Here is a 12,714-nt window from a genome sequence, read left to right on the forward strand (position 1 = left end):
GTGCCCGCCGGGACCTCCCAGGCCTGCCGCCACCCGTCCAGGCGGACGGGCCGCAGTTCCCGGCCGCCGACCTCGGCCTTCCACCCGGAGTTGAAGTTCTCGTTCACGACCAGGTACGAACGCCCCGGGGTGTCGACCTCGACCTCGCGCAGGCCCTTGTCCCAGCCGCGGACCTGCACGGCCTGGCTCGCCTGGGGCTTGGCCGTGGCGAGCCTGCCGCCTGGGTCCACGACCATCGAGTCCACCCGGTAGGCGGTGCCGCCGGCGCCGATCCGGTTGTCGCCCGCCACGACGCGGACCGGCTCGCAGGTCTGGAACCGCATCAGCCGCCCGCCCAGCACGTCGTCCACGGTCCCGGTGAGCCTGGTGCGGCTGGAGGCGCCGTTGACCTGCACGGTCGGCCCGTACCCGCAGGGCGTGGTGAACGGCTTGAAGCCCGAGGCCGTGAGCGGCGCCACGCCCGGCACGGTGACGTCGCTGATCTGGAGGGGCACCTGCGAGGACGTGAACCTGAGCGTGATCCGGTCGGTCCGGATCGGGTCGAAGCGCAACCGGCCGTTCTTGTCGACCAGGCCCTCCCGGACCTCGCCGTTCGCTCCGGTGACGGTGACGCGCAGCGCCGCCCGTGCCCCGGCGGGCCGGGCGACCGTCACCTCGCCGAGTTGCACCGCCCCGTCCCAGCCGATCTTGAGCGTGGGCGCGCGGTCGTCGCCGGCGGCCAGCCAGGTCGTCGCCGGATCGCCGTCGAACGCCGACCGCGGCAGACCGGCCGGTTCGCGCGTCCAGGACGAGCTCGCGCTCACGGTGACCTTGGACCCGGACCGGGTGAGCCGGTCGATCATCCCCGGCTCGGTCAGCACCGCGTTGCCGCTGACCCTCGCGGTCGTTCCGGCCGGTGAGGAGAAGATCCGGTTGAACGTGTTGCCCTCTTCGTCGTCCTTGCCCAGCTCAGGCGAGCAGACCCAGCGGGACGAGCCGCGCATGCACTCCGACCTGGGCGGCACGGAGCGCGCCATCAGCTGGGCGGGCGCCTCGTTCCGCTTGGCCGGCGCGGCGGGCATGCGGAGGTGGCGGGACGCCCGTACGCCCGGGACCGTGAGCTCGGAGACGGCCACCCGGGCGGCGGCGGGCGACACCGGCTCCTTGGCGAGCTTCAGAATCCGGACGCGCAGCCAGCTCGTCCGTCCCGCCGGGGCCCGCAGCCGCTGCGGCTGCGCCGTGGGCTGGACGTCCTGCTCGATCGTGCCCGCCTGGGTGTCGACCGCGACGCGGGCGGGCGCGGGGCCGAGGAACTCGTTGCGCACGAACGACGCGTCGACGCCCTGGCCGGGGTCGAGCGGCTCCTGGAAGTCCACGCGCAGCCACTGCTGGAGCGGGCCGTTCCAGCCGCCCGTCGTCCAGTGGGTGCGCGGGTCGCCGTCGAGGGCGGCCGACGGCAGCGCGCCCGGGTCGTCGAATCCGCCGAGCGTGCCGGGATCGGCCGCCGAGGACGAGGCCGTGACGTTCTTGATCCCCTCGTACGCGGCGGTCGTGCGGTAGCGCAGCCACCCGGGTTCCTCCGGGTCGGCGCCCTGCCCGCGCGTGTCCGCCCGGGTGCCGTCGGCCGTCTTCGTCGCGGCGATCTGGCTGCGGATCTCCCCGAGGTTGCGGTCGCGCCAGCGCAGGGCGTCCGACACGACGGGCGCGGCCGGGGCCGCCGGGTCGTCGTCGCCGAGCAGCACCGGGCGCCCTTTGAGCGCGCCGTTGTCGGCGAGCGAGAGCAGGCCCTCGGGCGAGCCGTACATCCGGACGGCCTGGCCCGCGTCGAGCATGCTGACGACGTCGTCGGCCTCGCCCACCTCGTAGATCTCGACCGGCAGGTACCGCTGGTCGAACGAGCCGACCGCCTCGTCGCCGCCCCAGCCGCCGACCGGCTGGTCGCCGAACGACGCCACGCGCCTGATGCCGGGCGAGGTCTCCAGGGCCGTGTGGACCCGGGCGGGCCAGGCGCCGCGCAGGTCCGGCCGGGCAAGATCGTTGCGGACGAGCAGGAAGCGCACGCCCATGCGGGCCAGCACCTCGGTCAGCCCGGCGGAGCCGCGCCCGGCCGACACACGCTGGTCGATGGCGTCCATCAGCCGTGCGTAGCCCGGGGAGCCCTGCGGGACGAGCTGCCGCGCTCCCCAGCGGGTGCTGAGCAGCGGCTGGACGATGTCGTCCATTGGGCGTCCCCAGGTGTACTCCCCGAAACGGGCACCCGGCACGGCCAGCACGGCCTGCTGCCCGGCCCGCCCGTTCAGCCAGTTCGCGGCCTGCTGCCAGTACTGCGGAACGGCCGGAAAGTCGCCCGGCCCGGCCAGGCCGTTGGTGAGCGCGGGGAACGACACCGCCGCCAGCGTGGCGCCCGAGACCGCGAACAGGCCCAGCCGTGCCCTCGGGCGTCGCAACGTCCTCGGCAGGTGAACGAGTCCGAGCGCGAGCGGCAACCGCACCAGGCCGTCGAACTTGTAGAGGTTGCGCAGCGGCGCCAGCGGCCCGTCCAGCAGGTCGCGCATCGGCGCCGCGAGCGGCCCCTCGATCCGGCTCACGTGCCCGGCCGCGATGATCGCGACGCCGGCGAGCAGGACGAGCAGCAGGAACGTGCGTTCGGGCAGGTCACGCCGGGCCAGCCCGGCCAGGCCGAGCGCGGCCAGCACGGCGGTCACGATGATCAGGAACGTGCCGGTGGAGAGCTGGAACCCGACCGGCAGCGACGAGGCGTCCAGGTAGTTGATCCAGCGCTCGGCGCCCCGCAGGACGTCGATCAGCCCGGTCGGGCCCGTCGTGGTGTCGGCCTTCTCGGTGTAGCCGAGCCAGGAGAAGCCGTACCGCCCGGTCAGCACCAGCGGGGCCAGCCACCACGCGGTGGCGAAGCCGACGGCGGCGCACCACCAGGCGAAGAGGCGCAGCCGTCCCGGCGTCCCGCGCGGACGGGTGAGGAGGTAGATCGCGGGCACGGCGAGCACGGCGATCGTCGCGGTGCCGTTGATCCCGCCGCACAGCGCCACGGCGACGCCGGACCGGGCGGCGGCCCGCATCCGGCTGCCGCGCCCGTCGCCGACCGAGACCAGCGGGAGGATGATCCACGGCAGCATCGCCAGCGGGAGGTACTCCCAGGAGGCCTGGCCGAGCGCCGAAAGCCCGTGCGGCCCGAGCGCGTAGGCCAGCGCGCCCACGAGCCGGCTGACCGGGCCGCCGAGCCCGAACCGTTCGGCCAGCCGCTTGGCGCCGAGGAAGGCCGCGCAGAGCAGCAGCGACAACCACAGCCGCTGCGTGATCCACGCGGGCAGCCCGATCAGGTCGCCGAGGGCGTAGAACGGGCCCATGGGGAAGAAGTAGCCGGCCGCCTGGTTCTGGAGCTGGCCGAACTGCGCGGGGTCCCACAGGTGCAGCGCCCGGCCGAGGAAGCCGAGCGGGTTGACCGCCATGTCGATCTTGGTGTCGGCGAGGATGCGGCCCGGCCGGGTGGAGGTCACCAGAACGATCAGTGCCAGACAGCAGATCGCGGTCCGGAACCGTTCGCGCAGCCGTTCGTCGAGGCCCTCCCCGTCGCGTTCGGGCCGCTGCGCCGGCTCACGGTCGGCGTCGGAGAGGCGGCTCGCCAGCCGGTCGGCCCACGCTCCGCTACCGGTGGCCATGCCGCTCGCCCTCCTCCCTGAACCGAACCCCTGACCGCACGGACCGGGTGCGCCTCAGCGGGCCGGACCCTCGCCGCGACCGGCCTCGCCTCGACCGGCCTCGCCGCGACCCGCCTCGCCGGGATCGGCCTTGCCGGGACCGGCACCGTCGTCGGGACGGCCGAGCAACCGCTCCGCCGGGGTGGCGATCCGTACCTGGAGCACGTCGCCGTGGTCGCGGAGCAGCTCGTCCCTGACCGGTCCCTCGACGACGCGGGGGTGGTCGTCACCGTACCCGCGTACGACGTGTGCGTCGGCATCCCGGGTGGCGCTCGTGCCCGTGCGGATCGCCGCCGCGATCAGCTCGCCCATCCGGCCGGCGGTACGGCTCCAGTCGAACTCCGCGGCCCAGGCACGGCAGTCGGCGGCGACCCGCGCCCGGCGCTCCGGGTCGCCCAGTTCCTTGAGCACCCGTTCGACGGTGCCGGCCAGCTCCTCCTCGTCCGGGACCAGCCAGCCCGTCACCCCGTCGCGGATCGCGTCGCGCAGGCCGTCCACGTCGTAGGCGACGGTCGGCACGCCCAGCGCGGCGGCCTCGGCCACGCACAGCCCCCAGCCCTCGCCCCGCGAGGCGCTCAGATGCAGGTCGGCCCGGCTCACCAGGGCCGCCTTCTCCTCCTCGGACACGAAACCGTGCAGGACGACGGTCCCGTCGAGCCCGCGCGCGGTGATCTCCGCCGCGAGCCGGTCGTGTTCGGGTCCGCGCCCGACGATGCCGATCCGCAGGCCGGGCCACTGCGGGCGGAGCCGTTCGGCGAGATCGAGCACCCGGTCGACCCGCTTGTGCGGCACGAGCCGGGTCACGCACACCAGGTCGGGATCACCGACCGGCTCGGCCCTGACGATCCGGTCCGGAAGCGTGACCCCGACCGGCACCAGGTAGACCGGTCCCGTCCAAGCCAGCCGTTCCCGGAGCGCGGTCAGCGTGGTCAGCGAGATGGCCGTGCACGCGTGCCGCCGGTAGGTCCGGCGCGCGACGGGGCCTTCGAGCATCCGTCCCACCCAGGCGAGCCAGGCGGGGAAGTAGAGGCCGAACTGCTCGTCGTGCACATGGAAGATCGAGCAGAAGACCGGCACCCGCCGCGGCAGCACCCAGGGGGTGAAGAACGGGATGCCGTTCTGGCAGTCGACCACCGCGTCGAACCGGCGCCGCCGGAGCAGCAGCCAGAGCAGCACCAGCGGATAGACCGTGAACCTGCCGCCCGTGCGCACGAAGTCCACGCCTTCGACCCGCTCGCGGCGCCGCTGCCCGGGCGCGCGGCACGTCACGTACGTCACCCGGGCGCCCTCGGCCGCCAGGCGCCGGGCCAGCTCCCAGGCATAACGTTCGGCACCCCCTGCCGAGGGGTGCCAGGGATCCCGCCAGTTGACGATCGCCAGCCGGCGGCCCGGGACGCCGCCGGTCATCCCGGCCCGGAACGGCTGGACTCGGTGACCGGGAACGCCGGAGCGACGGGCGCGGCCGTCCAGACCGGGGAGACCTCACGTGCGGCGCTGAAGCGGATCCGGGCCAGGTCGCGCAGGCACGAGAACGAGTGCCTGCGGACCGAGAAGGTGGTGCCCGGCACGTCCCGCCACTCGACCGGCAGATCGGTGATGGCGGCGCCGCGGCGGGCGCAGTGCATGAGCAGCTCGACGTCGAACGCGAACCCCGAGGTGCGCAGTTCGGCGGCGGCGGCCCGGGCCAGCGGCCCGGCGAAGAACTTGAAACCGCACTGGGTGTCGGTCACCCCGCCCGCGAGGTCGCGGATCAGCAGGTTGAACGTGACGGCCCCGAACTTGCGCAGCGGGTGGCTGTAGTCCTCGACGCGCGACTGCGGATGGCGGCGCGAGCCGACGACCACGGGATGGCCCGCGTGCAGCAGGCCGACCGCGGTCTCCAGCGCGCCCAGACCGGTGGCCATGTCGGCGTCGCAGAACCCGACGTACGGCGCCCGGGTGGCGAGCAGCCCCTCGCGGACCGCCGCGCCCTTGCCCCGCCGCGCGCATTGGACCAGCCGTACCGGCACCGGACCCGCCCAGCGACGGACGATCTCCGGGGTGCCGTCGTCGCTGGCGTTGTCGACCACGATCACACCGGTGGGGAAGGGCAGCGCCTCCAGCGCGGCGCTGAGCCGGGCCAGGCCGTCCGGAAGCCGGGTCGCCTCGTTGTACGCGGGGACCACGATCTCCAGGAGGGAGGACTCGGCTGCGTCCATGGCACCTTCGGTGACGCCTGGAGGCGTCGCTCAGCGCGAGCCGTAGTGGTAGAGCGGCTTGATGACGGGGTCGCTCTGGGAAGCGTTCGACACCTGCACGACGAACACCGACGCGAGGGCGGCCAGCACGACGCCGACCACGGCAGCGATCGTAATTCGCATCAGGGGGTCCTTCTACGTCGGGGGCGGCGGAGGAAGCAGGGGGTCAGCCTACTGGCTGGTACGAAAAATGACCAGAGAATCACGCCTATCACGATTGTCCATGCCAGTACCGCCGACCACACGGGGGCGCCGCCGTCCTCGGCCTTCACCGGGGCCTCGATCCGGTAGAGCACCAGATCCGGCCGGTCCAGGACCGGCGTCGCCCCGGCGAGCCTCTGCCGGGCCGGATTGGCCGCCGACGTCTCCGCGTCCAGGGCCACGTACCGGATGCCCGCCGCCCGCAGCCGTTCCGTCAGCGGCCCACCGGCGCGCACGGCCTCGTCCAGCCGCCGTGCCCGGGGGTCCTCCGCCCGGACCGTCAGCGAGCCGATCATGACGGCGTCACTGATGATCACCCGGCGGCCGAGATAGCGCGGCAGGGCGTCCAGGCTCGTCCGCCCGCCGTTCCAGCCGTACGAGCGGTACGTCGCCCACGGCAGCACCAGCACGTCACCGGGCACCGAGTCGGCCTCGACGAGCGTGCGCGCGGCGGCCCACTCCGCCGGGTAGTCCACGGCCTTGAGGCGGCCGGCCGCGCCCCAGGCCAGCGTGGGCAGCAGGACGACGGGCGCGAGGATCGCGAAGATCGCCAAGACGGCCCCGGAGGTGTCCGCCCAGCGCCCCGTGACGGCCCGTTCGACGAGGACGCCCAGGCCCACGGCCACCAGCACCGCAAGCGGCGCCACGTACTGCTGCCCGTCCCGCAACACCGCGAAGCCCGGCCAGAGACCGATCGCCCAGCGCAGCAGCCCCGGCACGACCGCCCCCAGGGAGGCCAGCACGAACCCGGCTCCCGCCGCCAGCGCCACGCCACGCGCCCAGGCCGAGCGGCACCACCGCCCGTACGCGAGGACGGCCGCCACGACGACGAGCAGCCAGGCGGCCGCGGTGATCGGCGCCCCGTAGCCCGCCGGCACCGTCTCCCGGTTCCACGCGCCGCCCAGCAGGAAGAGGCTCCCGAGCGCACCGAACGGCGTGTCGGCGCGCGCCGCGAAGGCCTCCACGCCCACCCCGTCGCCGGGCATGCCCGCCGGTCGCAACCATCCCGTCACCAGCCACGGCAGGCTCAGCACGACGAGGGCCGCGGCCGTCCGCGCCAGCGCCCGGCCCCGTTCCCCGCCCACCGCCGCGACGGCCAGCGCGGTCAGGGCGGAGATCGCCATGGCGGCGAAGCCACCGATCGCCGCCGGTATCAGCGCCCGGACGAGCCGCGCGCCGCCACCCGGTTCGGCCGACCGGGCCGCGGCGCCCACCACCCAGGGCAGCGCCGCGTACCCCAGCAGGAAGGCCCAGTGGCCCAGCAGCAGCCGCTCGGCGACGAACGGGTTCCAGGCGTAGAGGACTCCCGCCGCCAGCCTGGGCGCGAGCCGTTCTGAGGGCACCAGCGACGCCGCCGCCGTGCAGGCCATAACGAAGATCGCGAGGAGCACCAGCTTCTGCACCGCGTCGGCCGGCAACACCGTGGCCAGCGCGGTGACGAAGGCGTCGCTGGGCACGTGCCGGGGCACCGTGCCGGTCAGCCCGAAGGTCATCCGGGAGAACACCGGGTCCGGCACGAAGACCATGTCGAACGACAACACGAAGCCCGGCGCGAGACCCGGCCCGATCGCCAGCAGTCCCAGCACCAGGCCGGTGAATGCGGCCACCCCATGCCGCGCGCGCCCCATCATCGCGCTTGGACGCTACCCGATCTCCGCACCCCGCCGGTCGGCGCCCGGAGTTTCAGGAGCCGCAGGCGCGCTACGGGAGGCCCTGCGGTAGGTCGCGGGGCAGGCCGAGGATGCGTTCGCCGATGACGTTGAGGTTGACCTCCGTCGTACCGCCGCCGATCGTCATCGCCCGGGAGGCGAGCAGGTAGCGCGTCCATTTGCGGTGCAGGCCGGTGCCCTTGCCGCCCGCGCCGTGAACGGGCCGGTGTGACGTCAGCGCTCCCTCCGGCCCCAGCAGGCCGAAGCCGTACTCGGTGACCTGCTGCCCGTGCTCCATCGCGACCAGCTTGCGCACGTTCGCCGTCGCGCCCGGGTCGGTGCCCGAGAGCTGCTTGAGGGTGGCCCGCAGCCCGAGCAGGGCGAACGCGTGCTCGTCGCAGGCGAGGCGGCCGAGCTCGGCACGGACCAGCGGGTCGTCGGCGAGGCCGAGCCCGGTCGCGAGCCTGACCAGTTTGGGCAGGTCGCCGCCGAGCTGGAACGAGCTGGTCAGGCCGACCCGCTCGTTCGCCAGGGTGTTGCGGGCGACCCGCCAGCCCTCGTTGACCGGGCCGACCACGAGCTCGTCGGGCACGAGGACGCCGTCCAGGAAGACCTCGTTGAAGACCGCGTCACCGGTGCACTCGCGCAGCGGGCGGACGTCGATGCCGGGCGAGGTCATGTCCACCAGGAAGTAGGTGATGCCGTCGTGCTTGGGCCGGTCCGGGTCGGTGCGGGCGATGCAGATCCCCCACTGGGCGTCGCGGGCCAGCGAGGTCCAGATCTTCTGCCCGGTGATCCGCCAGCCTCCTTCGACGCGTTCGGCACGGGTGGTCAGCCCGGCCAGGTCGGACCCGGCGCCCGGCTCGCTGAACAGCTGGCACCAGATGATCTCGCCGCGCAGCGTCGGCGGCAGGAACCGTTCCCGCTGTTCGGACGTGCCGTACTGGACGAGCGAGGGCACCACCCAGGCGGCGATCATGAGCGGCACCGGACGGACCCCGGCGGCCTTGAGCTCCTGCTGGATCACGAGCTGCTCCAGCGGCCCGGCGGCCCTGCCCCACGGCTTGGGCAGGTGCGGTGTCACCCAGCCGCCGCCGGCCATCGCGGCGCGCTGGGTGAGCGGCTCCATCGCGGCCAGGTCGGCGACCTGGCCTCGGATCTCCGCCCGCAGTGTCTCGGCATCGGCCCCGGTCAGTTCGATGTCCATCGGACGCCGGACGCCCGCGACGGCGAGCGCCGCCACCTCGGCGTAGGCGGCGGACGTGCGGCCGAGCAGGGCCCGCAGCGTCAGCGCGCGGCGGTAGAGAAGGTGGGCGTCGTGCTCGAACGTGTAGCCGATGCCGCCGTGCACCTGGATGTTGCCCTCGGCGCATTCCACGGCCGCGTCCGCCGCGAGGGCGGCGGCCACGCCGACGGCGTAGGCGCGCTGCCGCTCGTCCGGCTCCCCGAGTGAACGCGCGGCGTCCCAGACGGCGGCGCGTGCCCGTTCGAGAGCGATGAGCATGCGGGCGCACCTGTGCTTGACGCCCTGGAACTGCCCGATCGGGCGGCCGAACTGCTCGCGCAGCTTGGCGTAGGCGACGGCGTCGTCCAGGGCGCGGCCCGCGACGCCGCACGCCTCGGCACCGAGGATCACCACGGCGAGGGCACGGGCGCCGCTCCCGGTGACGAGCCGTCCGGCGACGGGCACCTCGGTGACGGTCACCGCGCCGACCGGGCGGGTGAGGTCGAGCGCGTCGAGCGGCTCGACCGTGACGCCGGTGTGCGCGGCATCGACGACCGCCCAGCGGTCACCCTCGACCGGGAGCACGAAGAGCTCGGCGAGCTGCGCGCCGAGGACCGGCTGGACGGTGCCGGAGAGCCGCCCGTCCCGTTCGGTGAGCGCGCCGGCGAGCGCCACGGCGGCGATACGGGAGCCGTCGGCGAGACCGGGCAGTAGCTCGGCTCCGAGCTCGCCGGAGCCGCCCGAGGCGATGATCGCGGAGGCGAGGACGGTGGGCACGTAGGCGCCCGGCGCGACGGTCCGGCCCAGCTCTTCGAGCGCCACCGCCTGATCGAGGAGCCCGAACCCCTGCCCGCCGTGCTCCTCGGGCAGGTGCAGCCCCAGCAGTCCCTGCCGGGCGAGCGCGCTCCAGAACTCCGGGTGCGCCGGCGGCCGTCCCTCGTCGGCGGCGGCGACGGCCGCGCGCACGGCCCGCGACGTGACATGCCGCTCCGCGAACCCGCGTACGGACTCCGCCAGCGCCTCGTGCTCCTCGGTCAAGCCGATCGCCATGACTCGCACCTCTCGTCGGGGTGCGCCACAGCTTATTAGAACGTGGTTCGGCCGTTCAGGGCACCACCTTGAGCTGGGCCACGAACTGGTTGAGATCCGGCCACAGCTTGCGGTGGGTGTTGGGCAGCGACGCGAACACCACGGCCGGGGACGGCCGGCCGGTGTCGATGACCGCGGCCAGGACGACCTCGCCGGTGGCCCGCACGCCCGCGCGCTTGTAGGTGAGGTACGAGGCGATCAGCCAGCCCTTGTGGCCGCCGATCGTCAGCGGCTGCGAGGCCAGCGGCGCCTTCCTGTGCGGGAAGGCGTAGTAGTTCTGCTCGAAGCCGTTGGCGGCGAGCGCGGTGACCGTCTTGACGCTCTGCGGCCCCTTGTAGGCGCTCCGCAGCGTCGGGATCAGCGTGCCGGTGAGCAGCTGGCCGTACCACATCCGGCCGCCGCGCTTCTCGGTCACGAGGATCTGCTGGCCGGACCAGCCCGTGACGCCGAGCTTGTTCTTCTTGGTCGGAACCTGCCAGGGCGCGGCGAGCCTCGGGTAGGAGAGCCCCGAATGCGCGTCGGTGACCCGTCCGAGCGGCCTGCTCGGGCGTCCGGTGAACCTCTGGAGCGTCTTGTCGGGCGGAAACTGGACCTTGGGCACGTCCTGGGCCGGCGGGTTGCCGGCGGCCGGACGTCCGGGCTTGCCCTCGGAGGCGGCGGGCGCGGTGTCGTCGCGGTTCTTGAGGAAGTAGACGCCGCCTGCCGCCACGACGGCCACCGCCAGCAGCCCGACCCCGGCGATCAGGACCAGCCGCGACCGGCCGCCCTCGTCCTCTATCACGTCGTGACGGGACGGCGCGGACGGCGCGGACGGCGCGGACGGCGCGGGCGCGCTCGCACGTTCGGCCGCGCCGGAGTCACTGGAAGTGGCGGCGGCATCAGGAGCGGCGGACGCGCCAGACGCGGCGGCGTCCGGCGCACTCGGCTTGTCCGAACGCCCGGACCGGCCGAACCGGCTGCGCTTGCCGCCGTCGCCGGCGGTGCCCAGCATGGCGTCAGCGGAGTCTTCGTTGTCCATCCAGTCCGGCATCTGCCAGTTGCCGGAGCTCGGCTTGCCCGGCTTGGGCGGCGTGGCCGGCCCGGTCGGCGTGACCGGCGCGTACAGGCCGTTGCCCGCACCGCCGTCGCCGCCCTGCCCGTCGAAGAGCGAGCCCTCCCACGCCTGCTGGCCACCGGCCGTGGCGGCGTCGGCGGCGGCCGCGGGCTCCTCGGCCGACGCGGCGGGCTCCTCGGCGGGCTCGTCACCGGCCGGCACGGGGGCGACCATGACGTCGTCGGGTTCGGCGGTCGACTCGACCTTGCCCCACACGTCGTGCGGGGGCTCGGCGGCCGGTTCGGCGGCCGGCTCCGCAGCCGCGCGGGGCGGGGCCACCACCTCGGGCATCTTGGCCTCGGCCTCGGGGAACGTCATCCTGGCCGGGGGCTCCTCGCCGCCCGTCACGGCCGCCGCCCCCTCGCCCCGGTCCGCCTCCTGGTCACGCCCGGCGGCATCATCACTCGTTTCGGTCCAGCGCACGACGCGCTCCCCCTGATCGGACATGCGGCACACGTTACGCGAAGATCAGCATTTGCGGACCGGCCGGTAATCACGCTCAGGACACATCTTCCTATCGCATCAGTGATGTCCGGAGATGTCACGTTCACCCCCCGTGACCAGCGGATTGACCGCCAAACGCTCCCTGGCCAGCAACGTTCCGCCCGCCACGGCACCCGGCATGGCGAGCACGGCGCCGAGCGGGATGAGGAAGACCACAAATGTGGCCGCCCCGAATCCCACCGCCATCAGCCGGTTTTGCCTGAGGATCGCGAACCGCGTCTTGCGGCGAACGCCACGCCGTTCGAGCGCGATCGACGTGAGCTCGCCCGCCAGGAAGTAGCCGGAGACGCACGCCGCGACGACCGGCACCACGGTCTGGCCGACGACCGGCAAGAAGCCGCACGCGAAGAAGACGGCCGCGAAGCACAGCGCCACGGCGCCGAGGAGCAGCGCGTCCCTGATCGCCCGCCCGATCTGGACCATCAGCGGCTCGTCCGGGTCGGGCGGCGCGCCGCCCTGCGACTCCTCCACGCTCACCGCGATGCGTTCGTAGAACGGCTCGCCGACCAGCAGCGTGATGGCGGTGAACGTGATGATCGCCAGGAACAGCGCCGCACCGAAGATCGCGATCCCGGCGACCACCCGGACCGACGACCGCGCGGTCTGCGACCAGTCGTCGGCGAAGGGCGTCACCCAGCCGGCCAGCGCGTCCAGGTTCCACCCGAGCGCCGTCAGCGCCACCATGTAGACGATCAGCACGATGAGCGCCGGAATGAGCCCGAGCACCCACTGCCGGGGGTGCCGCGCCACCCAGGCGAGCCCGCGGAACAGGTAACCGACGCCGGTGAAGAAGGCGGCAGGCCCCCGCTTGGGCGGCGGCCCCTGCACCTGCTCGTGTGCGTGCCCCGGTCCGCGTCCCCGCGCCTGCCCTTGCCACTTCGCCTGCGGCGGTGGCTGCGGTGGCTGCGCACCGGGGCTCGGCGGCGAGCCGGAGTAGGACGCCGGGCCGGCGGGCTCGGGCCGCCCGGGATCGTACGGTTGGTTCACGCGCCCCACGCTATCGGGCCGGGCGGACGACCCG

General features: G+C 74.1%; 7 protein-coding genes and 1 pseudogene. All 8 read right to left on the bottom strand.

Annotated features, from left to right (window positions below):
- Nucleotides 1-443 precede the first annotated feature (443 nt).
- Nucleotides 444-3,656: pseudogene (locus ABD333_RS47650) on the bottom strand (alpha-(1->3)-arabinofuranosyltransferase domain-containing protein); the annotation flags it as partial.
- A gap of 54 nt (nt 3,657-3,710) precedes the next feature.
- Nucleotides 3,711-5,102 carry a glycosyltransferase family 4 protein gene (locus tag ABD333_RS33975; RefSeq protein ID WP_344546649.1) on the bottom strand — a complete coding sequence of 464 codons (1,392 nt, stop codon included), beginning with the start codon at nt 5,100-5,102 and terminating at the stop codon, nt 3,711-3,713.
- Nucleotides 5,099-5,893 (bottom strand): glycosyltransferase, encoded by a 795-nt coding sequence (locus ABD333_RS33980; RefSeq protein WP_344546650.1) that lies wholly within the window; start codon nt 5,891-5,893, stop codon nt 5,099-5,101. The genes ABD333_RS33975 and ABD333_RS33980 overlap by 4 nt, the downstream gene beginning before the upstream one ends.
- Before the next feature lie 30 nt (nt 5,894-5,923).
- Nucleotides 5,924-6,055: a hypothetical protein gene (locus ABD333_RS33985; protein WP_344546651.1), complete on the bottom strand. Its 132-nt coding sequence runs from the start codon at nt 6,053-6,055 to the stop codon at nt 5,924-5,926.
- Nucleotides 6,055-7,764 (bottom strand): MmpA family trehalose lipid delivery protein, encoded by a 1,710-nt coding sequence (locus tag ABD333_RS33990; RefSeq protein WP_344546652.1) that lies wholly within the window; start codon nt 7,762-7,764, stop codon nt 6,055-6,057. Before ABD333_RS33990 ends, ABD333_RS33985 begins: the two co-directional genes overlap by 1 nt.
- A gap of 70 nt (nt 7,765-7,834) precedes the next feature.
- Nucleotides 7,835-10,057 (bottom strand): acyl-CoA dehydrogenase family protein, encoded by a 2,223-nt coding sequence (locus tag ABD333_RS33995; RefSeq protein ID WP_344546653.1) that lies wholly within the window; start codon nt 10,055-10,057, stop codon nt 7,835-7,837.
- Between the two features lie 55 nt (nt 10,058-10,112).
- Nucleotides 10,113-11,636: a hypothetical protein gene (locus tag ABD333_RS34000; protein WP_344546654.1), complete on the bottom strand. Its 1,524-nt coding sequence runs from the start codon at nt 11,634-11,636 to the stop codon at nt 10,113-10,115.
- A gap of 75 nt (nt 11,637-11,711) precedes the next feature.
- Nucleotides 11,712-12,680 carry an EI24 domain-containing protein gene (locus ABD333_RS34005; protein WP_344546655.1) on the bottom strand — a complete coding sequence of 323 codons (969 nt, stop codon included), beginning with the start codon at nt 12,678-12,680 and terminating at the stop codon, nt 11,712-11,714.
- Between the last annotated feature and the right edge of the window lie 34 nt (nt 12,681-12,714).

This window comes from Actinomadura fulvescens, from assembly GCF_039533225.1.
GTDB classification, from domain to species: Bacteria; Actinomycetota; Actinomycetes; order Streptosporangiales; family Streptosporangiaceae; genus Spirillospora; species Spirillospora fulvescens.

What these genes read in the sequence shown, in the direction of transcription:
- ABD333_RS34000 (WP_344546654.1), bottom strand. Translation starts at nt 11,636, where the DNA reads ATGTCCGATCAGGGGGAGCGCGTCGTGCGCTGGACCGAAACGAGTGAT.
- ABD333_RS33975 (WP_344546649.1), bottom strand. Translation starts at nt 5,102, where the DNA reads ATGACCGGCGGCGTCCCGGGCCGCCGGCTGGCGATCGTCAACTGGCGG.
- ABD333_RS33980 (WP_344546650.1), bottom strand. Translation starts at nt 5,893, where the DNA reads ATGGACGCAGCCGAGTCCTCCCTCCTGGAGATCGTGGTCCCCGCGTAC.
- ABD333_RS33985 (WP_344546651.1), bottom strand. Translation starts at nt 6,055, where the DNA reads ATGCGAATTACGATCGCTGCCGTGGTCGGCGTCGTGCTGGCCGCCCTC.
- ABD333_RS33995 (WP_344546653.1), bottom strand. Translation starts at nt 10,057, where the DNA reads ATGGCGATCGGCTTGACCGAGGAGCACGAGGCGCTGGCGGAGTCCGTA.
- ABD333_RS33990 (WP_344546652.1), bottom strand. Translation starts at nt 7,764, where the DNA reads ATGATGGGGCGCGCGCGGCATGGGGTGGCCGCATTCACCGGCCTGGTG.